Origin of the sequence: Leclercia sp. (assembly GCF_036780805.1) — a bacterium.
In the GTDB taxonomy this organism is placed as follows: Bacteria; Pseudomonadota; Gammaproteobacteria; order Enterobacterales; family Enterobacteriaceae; genus Enterobacter.
Genome location: NZ_DAIQCE010000010.1, coordinates 21,619 through 38,597, shown reverse-complemented (window position 1 = coordinate 38,597; position 16,979 = coordinate 21,619). Strand labels below are relative to the sequence as shown.

The 16,979-nt window shown below is 48.8% G+C and carries 21 protein-coding genes; 14 read left to right on the top strand and 7 right to left on the bottom strand.

The annotated features are described in order from the left end of the window. Window positions 1–183 precede the first annotated feature (183 nt). From V7Q49_RS18670 to V7Q49_RS18660, 3 genes are all read right to left on the bottom strand, one after another. Window positions 184–429, bottom strand: a complete 246-nt coding sequence (locus tag V7Q49_RS18670) for an Atu4866 domain-containing protein (RefSeq protein ID WP_204231783.1) — start codon at window positions 427–429, stop codon at window positions 184–186. A 114-nt stretch (window positions 430–543) separates the two neighbouring features. Next, the gene (locus V7Q49_RS18665) at window positions 544–765 is read right to left on the bottom strand and encodes a hypothetical protein (RefSeq protein ID WP_204231782.1); all 222 of its coding nucleotides are present in this window, start codon (window positions 763–765) and stop codon (window positions 544–546) included. 239 nt (window positions 766–1,004) lie between these two features. Next, window positions 1,005–1,727, bottom strand: coding sequence for an SDR family oxidoreductase (locus V7Q49_RS18660; protein ID WP_204231781.1), 723 nt, complete (start codon window positions 1,725–1,727; stop codon window positions 1,005–1,007). A gap of 98 nt (window positions 1,728–1,825) precedes the next feature. Here V7Q49_RS18660 and V7Q49_RS18655 point away from each other — a divergent pair, with 98 nt between their 5' ends. Beyond that, on the top strand, window positions 1,826–2,725 hold the full coding sequence (locus V7Q49_RS18655; RefSeq protein WP_204231780.1) for a LysR family transcriptional regulator: 900 nt from the start codon (window positions 1,826–1,828) through the stop codon (window positions 2,723–2,725). Window positions 2,726–2,862: 137 nt separating this feature from the next. Here V7Q49_RS18655 and V7Q49_RS18650 read toward each other — a convergent pair whose 3' ends face one another. Next, complete coding sequence (locus tag V7Q49_RS18650) at window positions 2,863–3,579, bottom strand: HNH endonuclease (protein WP_204231779.1); 717 nt, start codon at window positions 3,577–3,579, stop codon at window positions 2,863–2,865. Between the two features lie 708 nt (window positions 3,580–4,287). Between V7Q49_RS18650 and V7Q49_RS18645 the strand changes: the two genes are divergently transcribed. The 4 genes from V7Q49_RS18645 (at window position 4,288) to V7Q49_RS18630 (ending at window position 6,582) form a co-directional block, all read left to right on the top strand. Beyond that, window positions 4,288–4,557: a hypothetical protein gene (locus V7Q49_RS18645; RefSeq protein WP_333854286.1), complete on the top strand. Its 270-nt coding sequence runs from the start codon at window positions 4,288–4,290 to the stop codon at window positions 4,555–4,557. Window positions 4,558–4,668: 111 nt separating this feature from the next. Further along, window positions 4,669–5,358 carry a hypothetical protein gene (locus tag V7Q49_RS18640; RefSeq protein ID WP_333854284.1) on the top strand — a complete coding sequence of 230 codons (690 nt, stop codon included), beginning with the start codon at window positions 4,669–4,671 and terminating at the stop codon, window positions 5,356–5,358. Window positions 5,359–5,408: 50 nt separating this feature from the next. After that, complete coding sequence (locus V7Q49_RS18635; protein ID WP_333854282.1) at window positions 5,409–5,822, top strand: hypothetical protein; 414 nt, start codon at window positions 5,409–5,411, stop codon at window positions 5,820–5,822. An 88-nt stretch (window positions 5,823–5,910) separates the two neighbouring features. Further along, the gene (locus V7Q49_RS18630) at window positions 5,911–6,582 is read left to right on the top strand and encodes a hypothetical protein (protein ID WP_333854280.1); all 672 of its coding nucleotides are present in this window, start codon (window positions 5,911–5,913) and stop codon (window positions 6,580–6,582) included. Here V7Q49_RS18630 and V7Q49_RS18625 read toward each other — a convergent pair. Further along, complete coding sequence (locus tag V7Q49_RS18625) at window positions 6,549–6,680, bottom strand: hypothetical protein (RefSeq protein ID WP_333854277.1); 132 nt, start codon at window positions 6,678–6,680, stop codon at window positions 6,549–6,551. The genes V7Q49_RS18630 and V7Q49_RS18625 overlap by 34 nt on opposite strands. Before the next feature lie 46 nt (window positions 6,681–6,726). Between V7Q49_RS18625 and V7Q49_RS18620 the strand changes: the two genes are divergently transcribed. The 4 genes from V7Q49_RS18620 to V7Q49_RS18605 all read left to right on the top strand — a co-directional run bounded on the left by V7Q49_RS18620 (window position 6,727) and on the right by V7Q49_RS18605 (window position 11,968). Beyond that, the gene (locus tag V7Q49_RS18620; protein WP_333854275.1) at window positions 6,727–7,518 is read left to right on the top strand and encodes a site-specific integrase; all 792 of its coding nucleotides are present in this window, start codon (window positions 6,727–6,729) and stop codon (window positions 7,516–7,518) included. Between the two features lie 770 nt (window positions 7,519–8,288). Further along, a complete protein-coding gene (locus V7Q49_RS18615) occupies window positions 8,289–9,149 on the top strand; it encodes a RepB family plasmid replication initiator protein (RefSeq protein ID WP_333854273.1) in 861 nt (286 codons plus the stop codon). Window positions 9,150–9,842: 693 nt separating this feature from the next. Then, entirely contained in the window at window positions 9,843–11,009 is a 1,167-nt protein-coding gene (sopA, locus tag V7Q49_RS18610) for a plasmid-partitioning protein SopA (protein WP_148569871.1), read from the top strand. Then, window positions 11,009–11,968: a ParB/RepB/Spo0J family plasmid partition protein gene (locus V7Q49_RS18605; protein ID WP_333854270.1), complete on the top strand. Its 960-nt coding sequence runs from the start codon at window positions 11,009–11,011 to the stop codon at window positions 11,966–11,968. The genes sopA and V7Q49_RS18605 overlap by 1 nt, the downstream gene beginning before the upstream one ends. Before the next feature lie 397 nt (window positions 11,969–12,365). On the opposite strand, the gene V7Q49_RS18600 is transcribed toward V7Q49_RS18605, so the two are convergent. Then, window positions 12,366–13,637: a Y-family DNA polymerase gene (locus V7Q49_RS18600; RefSeq protein ID WP_333854268.1), complete on the bottom strand. Its 1,272-nt coding sequence runs from the start codon at window positions 13,635–13,637 to the stop codon at window positions 12,366–12,368. Next, entirely contained in the window at window positions 13,637–14,068 is a 432-nt protein-coding gene (gene umuD, locus V7Q49_RS18595) for a translesion error-prone DNA polymerase V autoproteolytic subunit (RefSeq protein WP_234115802.1), read from the bottom strand. The genes V7Q49_RS18600 and umuD overlap by 1 nt, the downstream gene beginning before the upstream one ends. Before the next feature lie 239 nt (window positions 14,069–14,307). On the opposite strand from umuD, the gene V7Q49_RS18590 reads away from it, so the two are divergent. The 5 genes from V7Q49_RS18590 to V7Q49_RS18570 all read left to right on the top strand — a co-directional run bounded on the left by V7Q49_RS18590 (window position 14,308) and on the right by V7Q49_RS18570 (window position 16,922). Then, entirely contained in the window at window positions 14,308–15,264 is a 957-nt protein-coding gene (locus V7Q49_RS18590) for a plasmid segregation protein ParM (RefSeq protein ID WP_333854266.1), read from the top strand. 4 nt (window positions 15,265–15,268) lie between these two features. Beyond that, window positions 15,269–15,667: a plasmid partitioning/stability family protein gene (locus V7Q49_RS18585; RefSeq protein WP_333854264.1), complete on the top strand. Its 399-nt coding sequence runs from the start codon at window positions 15,269–15,271 to the stop codon at window positions 15,665–15,667. Between the two features lie 12 nt (window positions 15,668–15,679). Further along, complete coding sequence (locus V7Q49_RS18580) at window positions 15,680–15,943, top strand: hypothetical protein (protein ID WP_262660922.1); 264 nt, start codon at window positions 15,680–15,682, stop codon at window positions 15,941–15,943. Window positions 15,944–15,970: 27 nt separating this feature from the next. Then, window positions 15,971–16,174, top strand: a complete 204-nt coding sequence (locus tag V7Q49_RS18575; RefSeq protein WP_148569878.1) for a hypothetical protein — start codon at window positions 15,971–15,973, stop codon at window positions 16,172–16,174. 232 nt (window positions 16,175–16,406) lie between these two features. Further along, window positions 16,407–16,922, top strand: coding sequence for a hypothetical protein (locus V7Q49_RS18570; protein ID WP_333854262.1), 516 nt, complete (start codon window positions 16,407–16,409; stop codon window positions 16,920–16,922). Window positions 16,923–16,979: the final 57 nt, after the last annotated feature.

The window sequence follows — 16,979 nt, the reverse complement described above, 5'->3', positions numbered from 1 at the left end:
TACAATTTGTGAGCATAAACATAAGAAAGATATCACTGTTATGCAAGTGCATTATTGCATGCCGTATATACAATCGCTAATTAATCGGCAGTCCATTGCCATAATGGCCCATGGCATAAGTAGGCATGCATCCAAATGCTATGTTGAGAGCTATTTTCCTATGATTGTCCTGAAGTCATAACTTTATTTATGACGGAATAATACCATTCCAGCATGATGAAGTTCGTCAGTACTGACAAAAACCCCATCAGCTGTAAAACCGGTATCGTCCTGATAGTAGATCCTGTTTCCACGAATGTCGTAGTCGCCCTGATAAGCACTGGATTGAGTGCCCCGGGCTTCATCATAACGTCCCTCAGGTAAAAGCTCATGGCGAATGAATCCATCTTCGGTTATCCAGAGGCCTGTGTAAATATGCTGTTCTGTCATGCTTTACCTGTTTTTTGCATATGCGTTTTAGAGATAAATGATTGTATGGAAGTGGTTTTTCGACACATTTTGAACAACACCAGTCACGGAAAGCTTCCAGCGTGTGTGAAAGCTTTATTTTTTATTAACAGGAGTTAACTCTGCTGTCATATAAACTCTGTTTTTAAAAGAAGCTCCAAGGATTTCATATGATTTCCCCTCTTTAGCTGCCAGTGTGGAAATTTTTTCCTCAGCGCCCTCGATGGTTGAATCGACTGCAGTGACGGTTTGGGCCATAGTGCTGAAAGATAATAAAGACAAAATTGTTGCCGCAGTTAAATAATATATTTTATTCATGATGGTATACCTGTTGATAAACGTTGAGAGATTAATTCAAAAGAGGGAGTAATGTAACTTTTCATTTCTCCCTGCGCCAGTTTGGTTTCTGTGATTAATACAATATAACTGTTAATTGAGAATGATGTAATGAATTCATTATTGCCTTGTGAATGATCATTTCATTCAGCAGGCTTCCTTCCAGATGCATTGAATAAATAATAATTGCATATATTTACTTTATTCCGTTGTCATACGCTTCAGTTTGCTGAGGCTGTCGGCCTGATGGTTATTTCGGTTGTGTCAACACTTTCAGGGGCCTCAATTACATGTCGTACGGCCCGGGCAATATCAGCGGGTTTCAGTGCAACAGTTCGGTAGGCATCCATCACCGCCATGGTTTCCGCATGTGTAATGGTTGAGGCAAGCTCACTTTCCACAACGCCGGGGTTTACGCAGGTCACGCGGATTTTCGAATTTTCCTGCCGTAACCCGTCGGAAATAGCCCTTACTGCGAACTTGGAGGCACAATAGACGGCGGCTGTTGGCACAACAGAAAGGGCGCCGATAGAGCCAAGATTGATTATCTGACCATAACCCTGAGCTTCCATCACCGGAAGTACAGCGCCAATTCCCCACAGCACGCCCTTGATATTAACGTCAATTGTACGTTCCCATTCATCCTGCTTGCCGGCTGCAAGCGGTGAAAGTGGCATGATGCCCGCATTGTTAATCAGAACGTCAACACGGCCCCAGTAATCAAGCGCAGTTTGTACGAACTCAGCCATGGAAACTCGGTTTGTGACATCCAGTTCCCGCGCCTCAGCGATACCGCCGTGGTTGCTGATTTCTGCTGCAATGGCTTCGATACGCTCCAGTCTGCGAGCACCCAATAACACCTTCGCGCCTGCATTTCCAAGCTCTCTGGCAATACCTTCTCCGATACCGCTTGATGCGCCAGTAATTAATATAACTTTATCCATGATGTGCTCCTTCAGTTGAGTTCACACAGATGATAGAACTTTAGGTTTGGTTCCAGTATCCTGCTTCTACTGGACTCAGTAGTTAGCAGAATTAAACAATGAAAATTGATCTCAACCTTTTACCTGTTTTTATCGCCGTTGCTGAAGAGAGAAATTTCACCACAGCCGCAGCCCGGCTGGGAGTTACCCGCTCGGCGGTCAGCCAGGGTATAAGGCGGCTTGAGGATGCTTTCGGCACAATGCTTGTGATGCGGACGACGCGCTCTGTGAATTTGACGGAAGCGGGGGAACGACTGCGTCAATCACTGTCATTACCTTTATCCAGTATTGAAGCTGCATTCGAAGATATTGCTTCTGACAGCGTGCCGCGTGGACTTCTCAGGATCGCGGTAACCTCCATAGCAGAAGAATTTCTTTCCGGTCCGCTAATTGCTTCGTTTGCTGCAGCCAATCCAGCCGTGATGATTGATATTGTTGTGACAGACGAGGAATTTGATATTGTGGATGCAGGTTATGACGCCGGAGTAAGACTTGGGGAAGTAATCGAAAAAGACATGATTGCCGTTCCCCTGACCGGCCAGCAACGTGAAATGGTGGTTGCATCCCCATCCTATCTCGCAGCCATTAGCGCACCGGTTCATCCGCTTGATCTTTTACATCATCAGTGTATCGGCTGGCGTTCATCCCCGGATGTTGCGCCTTATCGCTGGCCATTTGAGGAGAACGGGAGAGCTTTCGACCTGGCGATTGAACCACAGATTACTACTAATGATCTGCGTCTGATGTTGAGGCTGGCTCTTGCCGGTGGGGGGATAACAATTGCCACGCAGGAGACATTCAGGCCATATATTGAAACAGGTCAACTTATATCAGTGCTTGATGATTTTCTTCCACAATTTCCAGGCTTCTATCTGTACTTCCCTCAACGTCACAATATTGCGCCAAAACTCCGCGCCCTGATCGACCATGTCAGGCAGTGGCGGCAGCAGTTTAGTTAATCGTCATCGCTTGTCACTGTTTCATGTTACCCAGTCGGATAGTTTTTTTGTTTCCAACGTCCGCTATTGGTACATAACTGACGAGGCGCTGAAGGGCTGCTTAGAGCGAGGAGCAGACGTTGAGGGTTATAAGAAGACTACTTAATGTTAATCGGCTTCAACACAAGCGTGCCGTAGTGTGCTTCGCGGTGACAGTTCGGACAGAGTGCAATAGCATTTTCAACAGAGTCCTCTCCACCGTTAGCAAGCCACTCCACATGATGCACTTCAAGATACGGTCTACCATCTTCCCGCTTGAATGGTGCGTCACGTAGGCAGCTTTGACACTTACCTCCAGCTAAGGCTAATACCTCTGCTACAACGAGGGGATTACGCTTGAAGGTATAGCTCTTTATAATGACCCTTTCTGGCGTGGTGTTGGCTGTAGCCAGCTTCTCTCTACGTTGCTCTGAGGTAAGTTGAGACGCTGTTTCTATGGCCTTTTCAAACTCACTTTTAACCGGACGTGTTAGCCATTTGCCGTCTGAAGCTTCATAAATTTCAAACACACCATGAAGTGCGGAATCATAGACCTCGAAAACGTTTCCGCGCTTGAAAAGTCGATCATATTCATGGTGGCGATGGGTGGCATCATCTGTTCGTCTGGCAGTCCTGTTAAAACTCCAGTGACCACGATTGCAGTTAACTGCGTTAACTATCAGATTCAAATAAGTATTGTCTTTATAATGTGGAAATCTATCCTTTAAAATTGCATCGACCTGAGCAGCCGTAGCCTTTCCAGCAAACTCGTTTTCAACTATCTCAGCGGTTGTTGTGCGGATTGGTTTATCACCATAAACATACTTACGAGCCATTTCTCTATTCCTTGAAAAGTTCTGGAAGGTGTTGCTGAAGCATAGGCGCGGTGAACATCTTTGACCTGCTCCCAGAAAACTAACATAGCATGATGTAAGCAAGTTCCGCTCCTGGCACAAAGCGGATTTTAATGACCGGACACGCTGACAAGGGCTGGAAGGACGTTCAGAGTGAAAATGATGCCTGCTGCTTCGTCGCTAATTCGCCGTCAGTATGACTTGTCCACTCAGGGCAAAAATCAGCGCCTTTTCCTTCCTGAAAGACAATAACCCAGATTTCACAACAATCTTCTTTATTTAGTGCCTGTCCTGCCTCTGTCCCTCTCATCTTCTTCGCAGATCCGAAAACCCCAAGTCCCGGATCTTCAGCCTAACCTCCGGAATTCTCGTGAAACGAAAAATTTTTATGCCCTATACTTCCAGACGTGACGGGGCCTTAGCGGCATTCTGTTATTGTACTTCCGGCCTGGTTCACGTCAGGGGAAGGCTGCTTTGCTTATTTTCCCGCCGTGGTACACTTCCGGAAATTGACTATATCCCAGTAAATCGGATCTCACCGAAACGGCCATCCGGTAATTTAACTAAGTTGCTATACGCAGGCTTATTATCAGTCTGAAAATGATGACGGCAGGTAAAGTCATTCGGCGTTACTGCCAGGTGCTTAGGTGGGTGATGGTTTCTTTTTGGGATAATTTCTCAGGGGATAATATGAAGATTAAAAGTATCCGGCTTTCAATAATGGTTGGTGAACTGATTGCCCGGTACGGTAAAGGCAGTGTGTGGATAGACTGCGGCAATGGTAACCCTGATGACCCTTCAGGCTGGCCTTTCGGGATTCTGTATTTGCGGCGGAATAAAAAGATTGCAATATCCGGTGGAGGACTAAACCGTCAGTGGACGAAGTGCAGCCCCAAGAGGGCAAACCTGATTCAAGTCAAAAGTACGTTCTGGGTAACTGAGGAACGTCTATTTATTTGAATGGTGCAAGGGTACTGAGCGCCAGGCGGATGTTTATCACTAGGATCGTCAGATATTGTGAGGTGAATATCTGGGCGGGATTTCTCAGAAATATAAAGGGGTAAGAGATCAGTGGAAAATATTCAGGCCACGGCAGATAGCGTAGCTACTGCGATATCCCATCCGGTTACCGTGCAGCTGATAACCCAAGGGACTGGTATTTGGGGAAACGTGGCTACCGGGCTGATAACTGGTCTGCTGGCCGGCGGTATTACACTGACGGGTATCTGGCTGACGCACCGGTTCACGCTCCAGCGTGAGAGACAGGCGTCAGACGATAAGCTGGAACGGGAGCGGCTGTTTATCGCGACGGAACTGATTACTCTCCTGGAGCAGTATGCCGAAGACTGTGCAGCTGTTGCCAGTGATGACGGTGAGCCGTTTTATGAACCTAACCGACAAGAGGAGCGCGTGGCTAAAACAAGTTTTCCCGTCCCACTTAATTTTGAAACGGTGTCCGGTGACTGGCGGAGCCTACCGGCAGATCTCATGTATCGTATCCGGGAGCTGCCGGTAATGCGCAATGAGGCAATGCGGGCAATCGAAGATGGCTGGGAAAATTCGTCGCCTCCGGATCGCGAATATTACTTCAGTGCACGGCAGTTTGAGTCTTCACGGATGGGGCTGAAAGCCATACACCTTGCCAGACTCCTGCGCAGACTCTGCAAACTTCCGCGCTCCCGTCTCAATAAATCAGCATGGTCAGCGCAGCCCGTAATGCTGCGCGTTCTGCGTCATGAGCGAAAACAAAGACGCAGCTAACCTGAAAATAATGATTTCACCCTCTGACATTATTAAAAGAGTTTTCAGACATGATTTCTGTAGTGAATGAAGGACAGGCCATTAAACACACGGATTACTGGCAGTCAGAGCAGGACAGAGCCGGATATCTTTTTCTGAGCTGGAACGCCGGTGCCGCTCGCTTAATGGTTCCGGATGCATCTGAAGCGCTCCTGAAGGAGATGCATGGCGCGCAGTACGTTATCATCAGCAAGGGCGAGCCTGAAGGCCGTGGCGCGCTGGAACACTTGTTTGAAAACGGCAGCGATGCACCGTTCGTGGTGCACATGCTTCTGGAGCAGTCCGATCGCCTGCTACCGGAGGCTGAAGAGGGCGGAGACATTGTGGTAACGGTATGGACGCGCGGCGGCAGCCAGCTGCAATATCCGGGCAAATACCGTGTCGTGGGCACACTGCCCGACCTCTCGCCGTGGCAGGCCCATTAAGGATTCATCCCGGGCCGCCGTCCCCTGGCCGGTGACCTTCATTGCTGTCATCCACCTCCTCCAGTGACTATCGGAATCATCGCTGACCATGACTGAGCACCTTTCCGCAACAACGCGTTACCGCGAAGACGAAAACGCCTGGCTGATCACCCTGCCGAAACAGCAGGACGGGGCATGCTATCCCCGGCCCCTGACTCTTGTGGCCATCAGGACCATCTCAGATGAGTATTTCCCTGAGGGCATAGAGAACCGCGGTCCGCGTCATCTGAAGAGCCGGGTATGTGAGCTGAAACTCTTCTGGCGCGGCGGTACATTATCCTTTCCGGCCAGCTTCAACGTCAGCCTCTATACCAATACTGCCGAGCTGGATCTGACCAACGGTTACGTTATGCTGGAGGAAGAACTGCAGGGCCGCGGACTCGGTTCGTGGTGCATGCAGCAGCTGGTCAGCTGGGCAAAAACCCTGCCGCCTGATACGCCGGTGAAAACAATCAGGACTAACCCGGGCGACGAAGTAGATGCAGTAAACCACGCTCGGCGTGACCGTTTCTGGCACGGTATGGGGTTCCGCTTTCCGCCCGGCAGCAGAACGTCGCTTCCCCTGACGGTTAATGAACTGAAGCTGCCGGCAGGCAGCCGTGCGAAACCGGATGTCGTCCTGCTGCACAGGGCGTGCTTTCACTTGTTGAGGACAACGACAGGTACAGGCTGGATATTGAGGCGAAATCACGTGCGCTTAAGGGCAAAGGTAATGAGATAGCTCGTCTCACCCGCCGGCAGCCCCATATGCTGCTTATCCGGGCCATCCGCGCCCCGTTTACGCTGCTGTCCTGGCTCGTTCATCAGGTCAAGCGACATTATGCTCCCAGGAATGCCCAGCAAAAGAAGACCCACACGGACGATCATGAAGGATAACCAAGTGACCATGAATAACTTTCCCGCCCTCCCGTCGCAGGCGGCCTCGTTACCCGTCGCCATCGATTATCCGGCCGCACTGGCGCTGCGCCAGATGGCAATGGTGCATGAAGAAATGCCGAGGTATCTGCTGGCACCGGAGGTCAGCGCCCTGCTCCATTACGTGCCTGATTTGCACCGCAAAATGCTTCTGGCCACACTGTGGAATACCGGTGCCCGAATCAACGAGGCGCTGGCGCTCACCCGGGCCGATTTTTCGCTGACGTCATCACTGCCGTTCGTACAGCTGGCAACCCTGAAACAGCGCGCGGAGAAAGCCGCGCGGACGGCTGGTCGGGCACCGGCCGGAAGCCAGGCGCATCGCCTGGTGCCGCTGTCAGATCATCAGTACGTTAGCCAGCTACAAATGATGGTGGCCACCCTGAAAATTCCGCTGGAGCGCCGTAATAAACGCACCGGCAGAAACGAAAAAGCGCGCATCTGGGAGATCACTGACCGCACTGTCCGGACCTGGCTGAATGAAGCGGTAGAATCGGCCGCTGCCGACGGAGTAACGTTCTCCATACCGGTCACGCCGCACACGTTCCGCCACTCCTACGCTATGCACATGCTGTATGCAGGTATTCCACTGAAGGTGCTACAAAGCCTGATGGGACACAAGTCGATCAGCTCTACTGAAGTCTATACGAAGGTGTTCGCACTGGATGTAGCTGCACGGCACCGGGTTCAGTTCCAGATGCCAGGGATCGAGGCGGTGGCATTATTGAAAGGCCAATCTTAATATTAAGATTGCAGCCTGAATCGCTTGGTGGACTTGTCTAACCCTTCCCCTGTTCAGAAAAGAGTCACGATATGCTATTAAATCAATAAAAATAAATCCGATCATCAGAAGTATTTTCTGGATATTTTTTCCGATAGTGCCAACACGTCCAAAGTAGAAAGTATTTTTGCATGCCAGTGTGACGCGTCTATAGACGGCCACGTGCTCATTAACCTGCAATGTACAGGATAAGCCGAATATTCATTGTGTGTTCGCATTGGACTATGCAGTTGTGGCGATTACAAGTGCACTGATAGCGTAGCCACTTGCAGATCAACGTGATCAAGCTAAGGCAATTATGTTTAGCCCACATTTCTATGTAGTGGGTCATAACATGTAATCATGTCTTTCTGCACATGAATACTGTCACTGGCATGATGCTATCTATCCTCTTTCATCCTCTCTGATTTAAAAGTTATCAACATATACATAGCTAGATCCAATAATACGATCCTATTGAAGATCCTAAATGGATCCATACAGTCCCAAACAGATCCCAGATCGCTACAGGCCACGCCAGACAAGGCATACAGAAGATTTGGGTGTGTCACATTATGCAGTAAGTGTGTCACAACATGTGATTAGTGTGCCATACCATGATCAAAGTGGGTGACATCATGCTCTTGGTGTGTCATAACATGCAAAATGGTGTGTCGTAGCATGTGAAATACCGAACTATCCACCCTTTGTGGATAACCTTGAATGGATTCCAACTTAAGTGGCATAACTATATGACTGATAACAATTTTATCCCCTCTCAAATTACAAATGAAGGAGAGGTACATCAATTAACAGTCACAAGTAATTCTTCAGTTCAACCAGCTATTCTACTGCGCCTGGGTGTCTTTGTTCCTGGCAGCAGAGCAATACCCAAGGGGCAGAAGTCCGGTATTGATGTTTCTTCGTCATTTTCTCAGCTTGAATTCGCCCGTAAGGAAGGTTATGACGAAGTCAGGATCTTTGGTGAGCGACTTAACATATCAACGGACTTTAGTGTCTGGATGGGCATTATTGGTGCCTTCAGTAAATACGGTTTGAAATCGAACACTATCGAGCTGCCTTTCACTGAGTTCGCCGCATTGTGTCAGTACGACTCACGTCAGTTTAACAAGCGCCTGCGTGACACCATCTTCGATGCACTTACTAGGATCGGTACCAAGACAGTTCAGTTTAACAGCAAGAAAACTGGAGATAAATTTTTCACTCAGCTTCTTAAGAGCGGTAAGTACACCAGAGAATCCGATACGATCACGCTTCAAGCCGATGAGCGTTTGCATGAGCTGTATCAGATCGACTACAACATCCTTCTGCGTAAACGTCCTTATCATATGCTTAAAGGTAAAGAGGTTGCTCAGACGCTCTATACCTATATCGCCAGTCTGCCTGATAACCCTGCCCCAATCCGGTTTGATCGCATCATCGAACGTTTAAATCTGACCTCTCCAGTAAAGGAGCAGAACCGGCTGATCAAGGCTGCACTTAAGCAACTACAAGTTATTGGCTACATTGAATATTCTATTGTGAAAGATGGGCGAACTCTAACGGTGTTGATTCATAAGCGAAACAAAAAACTCAAAGAATTGGCATCATAGAAGGTGGGTCGCATTATGCAGGATATTCAGCATTGGCGGGTCGTATCATGATTTTAGGTGTGTCATAACATGTTATCGTGGCACAGTTGCGTTTGAGCGTATTTTGTTAGGCTAATTTTTGAGCAGCAGGGGTATCTTTACATGCTGTGACACACCTTTTGCATATCGCTGCCCACCTTTAACATGTTCCAACCCACCTTTTTGAGGTCCTTTAACGATCTTTTTTCATAGCATGTTACAACACACCTTATGCATGCTATGACCCACCTTTATGATTAATGCGTTCACAGAACGCGCTTCTCGATACGTATAAGTGACCATAAAAATAGCTCACATCTGATCTGATGCATATCAAGAAATTGGACTTAACAAGTGACCCCGGGATACCTCGTCTTTTTAAGGCAGTGAGTGCTAATTATTCGATACATCGTATGTCGAGCTTATGAAAAGACCAATCTGAACGTACCAAAGATGCCCTGTCTTTTGAGGGGGTTGATAGTTAGCTATGGCCTCCTGAACGTAAAACCATCGTAGTCACCTCATTTTATTGAAGGATTCTGTTTAATAAGTTATCAACTTTGCAAAATTTGATGTGCTTTGCACTTTTCTAGATGGTTTGCATGTTTTATGTTGCTTTGCTTGTTTTCTCAAGATTTAATAGAATGATGCAAAGTTAATTGAAAGGAACTTCATATGGGATTAATGGATACGCTAAATCAATGCATTACCGCTGGTCATGAGATGACGAAAGCCATCGCTATCGCTCAATTTAATGATGATAGCCCTGAAGCAAGGAAAATCACCCGGCGGTGGCGAGTTGGTGAAGCTGCCGATCTGATCGGTGTGTCATCCCAGGCTATTCGTGACGCTGAAAAAGCAGGGCGCTTGCCTCATCCAGATATGGAATTACGAGGGCGCGTAGAGCAGCGCGTTGGCTATACCATTGAACAAATAAATCATATGCGAGATGTGTTTGGTACCCGTCTCCGTCGTCCTGATGAAAGCCTGCCTCCGGTTATTGGTGTTGCAGCTCATAAAGGTGGGGTTTATAAAACATCTGTCTCCGTTCATCTTGCTCAGGATCTGGCTTTGAAAGGGCTTCGTGTACTGTTAGTTGAAGGTAACGATCCGCAAGGTACGGCATCGATGTATCACGGTTGGGTTCCCGATTTACATATTCACTCTGAAGATACGCTCCTCCCCTTTTATCTCGGTGAACGAGATGATGCTTTATATGCCATAAAACCAACCTGCTGGCCTGGTCTGGATATTATTCCTTCGTGTCTCGCATTGCATCGTATTGAAACTGAGCTTATGGGGCGTTACGACGATGGTAAGCTGCCGACAGACCCTCATATGATGCTAAGACTAGCCATCGAAACGGTTGCGCATGATTATGATGTGGTTGTCATTGATAGTGCTCCTAACCTTGGTATCGGCACAATCAACGTTGTTTGTGCTGCTGACGTATTGTTAGTCCCTACTCCCGCTGAACTCTTTGACTATACCTCTGCTCTTCAGTTTTTCGACATGCTCAGGGATCTGCTGAAGAACGTGGACCTTAAGGGCTTCGAGCCAGATGTCAGGATCTTGCTTACTAAATATAACAATAATAATGGTTCCCAGTCGCCCTGGATGGAAGAGCAAATTAGGGATGCATGGGGAAGCATGGTTCTTAAGAACGTAGTACGTGAAACGGATGAAGTGGGTAAAGGACAGATCCGAATGAGAACAGTGTTCGAACAAGCCATAGATCAGCGTTCTTCTACTGGAGCATGGAGGAATGCACTCGCAATTTGGGAGCCGGTTTGTAATGAAATATTTGATCGTCTCATTAAACCACGTTGGGAGATCCGTTAATGAAACGTGCACCTATTATTCCTAAATCTAATCCTTTAGTCGCTCCTGCAACTACTGCAACAGCTCCAGCTGCTCCTATGGTTGATACGCTCATTGCTCGAGTGGGCGCTATGGCAAAGGGTAATACTATTACCCTTCCCGTGTGTGGCCGAGATGTAAAGTTTGTTCTTGAAACTATACCAGGTGTAGATGTAGCAAACTCTACAAAGGTCTGGGCTGGTAATGAACGTGATCAGGCATTTTTAACAGAGGAGGCATTGGACGATCTCATACCATCGTTCTTACTAACTGGCCAACAAAATCCGGCTTTTGGTCGTAAGGTCGGGGGACATATAGAGGTTGCCGATGGTAGCCGCCGTCGCATGTCTGCCATTCTTACATCAACTGAGTATCGCATACTCGTCGGTGCCCTTGATGACGAACAGATGGATGCTTTATGCAAGCTTGGAAACGATTATAGACCGACAAGTGCTTATGAAAGAGGTAAGCGATATTCTCAGCGATTAGAAAATGAATTTAATGGGAATATTTCTGCTCTGGCTGACGCTGAAAATATTTCAAGGAAAATCATAACCAGATGCATCAGTTCCTCTAAGTTACCAAGAGATGTCATCGCCCTTTTTTCTCATCCAGGCGAGCTTTCTGCCAGAGCTGGTGAAAATTTACAGAAAATTTTTGCTGATAACGAGGCTCGTTTACTCGAAGGGGCTTATGAACTTTCAGAAAAAAGAAAGGCAGGTGTGGTACTTGAGGCTGATGAAATAATCCATTTTCTTACAGCCTTACTAAAAGATCCCAGCAAAAAATTAAATCAGACCCCTGAAAAGCGCGTTTTCATTCCGGGAGCATCAGCGCAGTATAAAGGCAATAAATTAATCATTAGCCTAGATCGCTCTAAGCTTTCAGAAAAAGACATTGGGAAGTTTGAAGAAATGCTTGAGCATTTGGCTATTAAGTAAAAAAGTAATTATTCATAACTATCTTTCTAATTTACGATCCTCATGACCGTGGTCCCAACCACTTAACTGGGACCATGGTCCCAACCACCCAACTGGGACCGTGGTCCCAACCACTCAACTGGGACCATGGTCCCAACCACCCAACTGGGACCGTGGTCCCAACCACTCAACTGGGACCGTGGTCCCAACCACCCAACTGGGACCGTGGTCCTAACCACTCAACTGGGACTGTGGTACCAACCTATAGTCAGTCAAGCATTTGTATGGGTATTTTCTAGCTAAGGCGCGTAAGTAATGTTTGTTAGTTCGTCTCTTTGGTGCTTCCTCGCTCACTCGCGGGCTTCGCCCCGTCGTTCGGCTGCGGCGAGCACTGCTAGCTCACTCTTAAAGGCGAAATTTAACTAATCCTTGCTATCGGGATATCTTTCCAGCGAGTGGTGTACGCAGGGGACAGCATATCGCGTTTCATCTGCCAGGATGGTGCAATGCCTCGTCCGGCAAACCAGACATGGCCCAGGCCAGAATGATTAATACCATCGAGAACCTTCATCAGTTCTGCGCTATGAGGTCGGGGCGGACGTTCGTCGAACAGCTGCAGCTGTGACACGCCGGAACTTGTGAAGTCATTCAGCATCACACCGGCTTTGGCATACCGGTGGCCATCCTTCCAGATACGCTCCAGCGCCGTTGTGGCGGCCGCAATGATGTCCCGGGTATCCTGAGTGGGCGTAAGCAGTTTCTCCGTAGCCACGTTGCCGTAGTAAGGCTCTTTAACGGTAAACGGAGACGTTTTGATAAAGACAGAAATATGCCGGCAGAACTGGTGTTCCCCCCGGAGCTTCTCCGCCGCCCGTTCCGCATACTGGCAAATGGCCTGGCGGAGCGAATCCGCTTCCGTGATTTTCTCGCCAAAACTGCGACTGCAGACAATTTGCTGTTTGGTGGGAGGGGCTTCCTCGAGGGCTATACAGCTCTCACCGTTCAGCTCACGTACCGTTCTTTCCTGCACAACAGAGAAATTTTTACGCACAAAGGTCGGGTTCGTCAGAGCCAGATCCAGCGCCGTCCTGATTCCCAGAACATGCAGCTTTTTCGCAATACGGTTTCCGACGCCCCAGATCTCTTCCACAGGCTGCAGGGAGAGCAATTTCCGCGTTCTGGCCGGATTACCCGGGGTCAGGGCCAGTACGCCCCTGAACTGTTTCCATTCCTTTGAGGCCCACTGAGCAGATTTGGCCAGCGTTTTAGTGGGACCCATACCGACGCCGATCGTCAGCCGGGTGCAGTCATAAACGTGCCCACGCAGTTGCCGACCGAAATCTTCCAGGTTATTGTATTTATTTATTCCATTGATATCTAAGAACATTTCATCAATTGAGTATTGTTCCACGCGAGGTGCCAGTTCCTCGAGACAGCTCATTACGCGGGCCGACATTGAAGCGTAAAGCTCGTAATTACTCGAGAACGCGTAAATTTTCTCCGGATAGCTTTCGTTTTTCATCTGGAACCACGGGGTACCCATACGCACGTATTTTTTACTCTCCGCGCTGCGGGCGATTACGCAGCCGTCGTTATTGCTGAGCACCACAACAGGCTTACCCTTCAGGTCCGGGCGAAATACCCGCTCGCAGCTGGCGTAGAAGCTGTTCACATCAGCGAGGGCAAACATCAGTACATCTCCCGTGTCCGGTGGATGATGTGGGTCACCACGCCGAAAATTTCCAGCTCATTGGGGTCGGGGTAGATAGGTGCCCAGCCGGCGTTCATAGGCTGCAGAATCAGTCTCGGCCTCAGCAGCAGGCGCTTCACGGTAAATTCACCCTGCAGGCTGGCCACAACAATATCGCCGTGCTGAGGTTTTTCCGCGCAGTCGACGACCAGAAGATCCCCGTTAAACAGGCTACCATCTGACATGCTGTCGCCGCTCGCGCGCAGATAGTAGGTCGCACTCGGATGACGAATGCAGTAGTCATGCAAATCCAGATCTGACTCAACGTAATCCTGGGCCGGGCTGGGAAATCCGCAGCTGGCCAGATCTGAAAAAAAAGGATGCGTTTGCGGCGGAATCTCTTTCCCCGGCCTAAGCAACTGTAACTTCATGTATCCCTCACGACTTTAATTATACTGTTTTTATATACAGTAGTATTTTTACCGTAAGCGATCAACTTCGAGCGCAGAATGCCCTTTTTTAACACATCCCACATTCACCCCTTATTATTCTCTAATTTTTCTCTAAATTATTCTTGATAAATCCCATCGCACTGTGTAAATTTCAAATTGTTCTCTTATACTTCTCAAATAAAAACCTGATTTTGTATTTGAAATTACCGTGAGGTTATATGAAAATTTTCATCGATGATGGATCAACCAACATTAAGCTGATGTGGCAGGACGGAGAAAAAGTTCATCGGGCGATCAGTCCGAACAGTTTCAAGCGTGAGTGGGCGGTTTGCTTTGGGGGCCAGCGCGTTTTTAACTATTCGCTCAATGGAGAGCACTACACCTTCGATCCCATCAGCGCCGATGCGCTGGTCACGACCAACATTGCATGGCAGTACAGTGATGTGAACGTCATTGCCGTCCACCATGCGCTGCTGCAGACCGGACTTGAACCCCGGGAGGTCGACATTGTCGTGACGCTGCCGCTCGCGGAGTATTACAACCGTGACAATCAACCCTGTGCTGAGAATATCCGGCGCAAAGAGGAAAACCTGATGCGGCCGGTCACCCTGAATGACGGACTGGCCTTCACCGTTCGCAGTGTGCGCGTCATGCCTGAGTCCATTCCGGCAGGCTTTGATGTGGTGAGCAAACTGGACGACCTTGACTCACTGCTCATTGTTGACCTGGGAGGCACCACGCTCGATATTTCACATGTCAGGGCCAAAATGCGGGGGATTTCGCGTATCTTTGGCGACTCCGGCCTGGGGGTATCACTGATGACGCAGGACGTCAGGGCGGCGATGGCAGTGGCCAGAACGCGGGGCAGCAGCTATCTTGCTGACGAACTCATCATCCACCGCGAAGACGAGAATTTTATGCGGCAGCGCATTAACGATGCCTCCAGACTGGCCGTCGTGCAGGAAGCGCTTCGCGATTCACATCACCGTCTTGTGAACCGGGTGATCGATGCCGTGAAGAGCTTTGAAAGTTATTCTCATGTTATGGTAATTGGTGGCGGTGCCGAACTCATCGCCAGTGCGGTCAGACAATTTTGTGGGGTGCGCGATGACAGGTTTTACCTGAGCGAAGATCCCCAGTTTGACCTGGTCAATGGCATGTTCGCAATTGGTTAATGAGATGGATAAACCGGACACCCGTAGAAAAATTACGTTTTACCTGAACCCCGAAAGCAACGCTGCTGAGCGCTACGTCTGCGATGAAACAGACAGGCTGCCCCAGGGTGAGCGGGGGAACGTCTGGCGTGCTGCGCTTCTGTCCGGCTTTGCCCTGAGAAAACAGGATGAAAGGCTGCCGCATCTGCTGGCAGCCCAGCTGAATGAATCGACCACGTTCGAGGAGATGGTTCTGCTGATGCAGGCGGTTTTCCCGGAAGAAATGAAATCGTTCGGCAACCGCCGACCGGCAGCGCAGACGCCAGCAAAAGGGCAGGGCAGTGCACCGCCCGCGCCCCGGGAAGATGACAATGAAACCCTGAGCAATGCCCGGGCCATGTTTGGTGGCGCGAAGGATAAATAAGGTAAATCCATTATGTCACTCGTAAAGCACCATGCTGAACGCATGATCTGCCATGTTCTGCGTGCCAGAAACGTTCCAGAGGACCAGTGGGCGGACCTCGTCAAAAAGACCGGCAGGGGAATGGTCCTGCTGGGCGTGGCGTTGGTCGTCCCGTTATTACTCGTCGATGCGATGCCCCTGCCGGTGACCATTGTGCTGCAGATCGCCTACGCCTGTCTGATGTGCCTCGGAGTTATCCTGGCCTTTGACAATAAAACGGCAAAAGGACGGTCATGATATGAACATCAACCTACAGGAAACAGTATGCGACTCGAAGAACTGAAAGATGAAGACCGAACGCTGGTTGTGGTGGCCCTGCAGGCGCTGCACCGCGAGCGGTTAACTGCATCCAATGCCGCCTTTACGTTCTGCCAGCTGGCCGGAAAAACCCCGCCTCCGGATGATATTTTTGGATTACATGAAGTGCAGGACGCGCTGCGTCGTATTGGTGCAGCTCCCGCGCGATAAGTACGGAATAAAAAAACGGCAGGAAGACACCTCATCCCTGCCGTCAAAATAAATGCTCAATTTTCCGGCGATTATAGGGTTTTAAATTGTGATGTAAATCACAATTTAACCTCAAGCAAAATTTCTCTAATTAATGCCTTATGCTGCGGATTCCTGCATACATAAAGTAGTCAAAACAGTAATCAACGAGATTATTAACGATCTGATTTACAGGTAGCAGACAGGAGCTATTGTGAGAATTTATCACGGTTCACGCGCGTTATTTGACAGCTTTGACCCTCAGTTTTTTGGTACAGGCGAAGGTACAGGATTGGCGTTCTGGTTTATTGATAATTTTGACGGTGCCGATTACCACGCTCATATGATATCGCGTCTTCCTGTTCATACTCCCAGAGTCTATACCTGCGAATTCCCTGACCATTTGCCAGTGGCAGACCTGGATGCTTCTCTTTCTTCGCAGCCAAAAATCCTGGCACGACTGAGGGACACCCTGCCAGATGAGCTGGCCATTGAACTTCCAACAGAGGACCGTCACTGGGGAACTCACCTGCTACTCAGATGGGCTGCTCTTTCCGGAAAAATAGGTGAAAACAGCGAGTTAATTGATTTGTTGTTTTCCCGCTGCGGTATTATGGGGGCACATAACATACAGGGCGGTTGCGGGAATACCCGATACAAAGGCAGATGTACGGTCATTTTTGCAGGTGCTGCGCATCATATCCGCATACTCAAAACGGAAGAGGTATGAGTTTTTCCCTTTCATCACAGTTCTGCACAATCGAAGGGTCTGCTACTGGCACAAAGC

Bases quoted from the DNA above. Each gene is read 5' to 3' on its own strand.
- V7Q49_RS18670 (WP_204231783.1), bottom strand. From the start codon at position 429: ATGACAGAACAGCATATTTACACAGGCCTCTGGATAACCGAAGATGGA.
- V7Q49_RS18665 (WP_204231782.1), bottom strand. From the start codon at position 765: ATGAATAAAATATATTATTTAACTGCGGCAACAATTTTGTCTTTATTA.
- V7Q49_RS18660 (WP_204231781.1), bottom strand. From the start codon at position 1,727: ATGGATAAAGTTATATTAATTACTGGCGCATCAAGCGGTATCGGAGAA.
- V7Q49_RS18655 (WP_204231780.1), top strand. From the start codon at position 1,826: ATGAAAATTGATCTCAACCTTTTACCTGTTTTTATCGCCGTTGCTGAA.
- V7Q49_RS18650 (WP_204231779.1), bottom strand. From the start codon at position 3,579: ATGGCTCGTAAGTATGTTTATGGTGATAAACCAATCCGCACAACAACC.
- V7Q49_RS18645 (WP_333854286.1), top strand. From the start codon at position 4,288: ATGAAGATTAAAAGTATCCGGCTTTCAATAATGGTTGGTGAACTGATT.
- V7Q49_RS18635 (WP_333854282.1), top strand. From the start codon at position 5,409: ATGATTTCTGTAGTGAATGAAGGACAGGCCATTAAACACACGGATTAC.
- V7Q49_RS18630 (WP_333854280.1), top strand. From the start codon at position 5,911: ATGACTGAGCACCTTTCCGCAACAACGCGTTACCGCGAAGACGAAAAC.
- V7Q49_RS18625 (WP_333854277.1), bottom strand. From the start codon at position 6,680: ATGTCGCTTGACCTGATGAACGAGCCAGGACAGCAGCGTAAACGGGGC.
- V7Q49_RS18620 (WP_333854275.1), top strand. From the start codon at position 6,727: ATGAAGGATAACCAAGTGACCATGAATAACTTTCCCGCCCTCCCGTCG.
- V7Q49_RS18615 (WP_333854273.1), top strand. From the start codon at position 8,289: ATGACTGATAACAATTTTATCCCCTCTCAAATTACAAATGAAGGAGAG.
- sopA (WP_148569871.1), top strand. From the start codon at position 9,843: ATGGGATTAATGGATACGCTAAATCAATGCATTACCGCTGGTCATGAG.
- V7Q49_RS18605 (WP_333854270.1), top strand. From the start codon at position 11,009: ATGAAACGTGCACCTATTATTCCTAAATCTAATCCTTTAGTCGCTCCT.
- V7Q49_RS18600 (WP_333854268.1), bottom strand. From the start codon at position 13,637: ATGTTTGCCCTCGCTGATGTGAACAGCTTCTACGCCAGCTGCGAGCGG.
- umuD (WP_234115802.1), bottom strand. From the start codon at position 14,068: ATGAAGTTACAGTTGCTTAGGCCGGGGAAAGAGATTCCGCCGCAAACG.
- V7Q49_RS18590 (WP_333854266.1), top strand. From the start codon at position 14,308: ATGAAAATTTTCATCGATGATGGATCAACCAACATTAAGCTGATGTGG.
- V7Q49_RS18585 (WP_333854264.1), top strand. From the start codon at position 15,269: ATGGATAAACCGGACACCCGTAGAAAAATTACGTTTTACCTGAACCCC.
- V7Q49_RS18580 (WP_262660922.1), top strand. From the start codon at position 15,680: ATGTCACTCGTAAAGCACCATGCTGAACGCATGATCTGCCATGTTCTG.
- V7Q49_RS18575 (WP_148569878.1), top strand. From the start codon at position 15,971: ATGCGACTCGAAGAACTGAAAGATGAAGACCGAACGCTGGTTGTGGTG.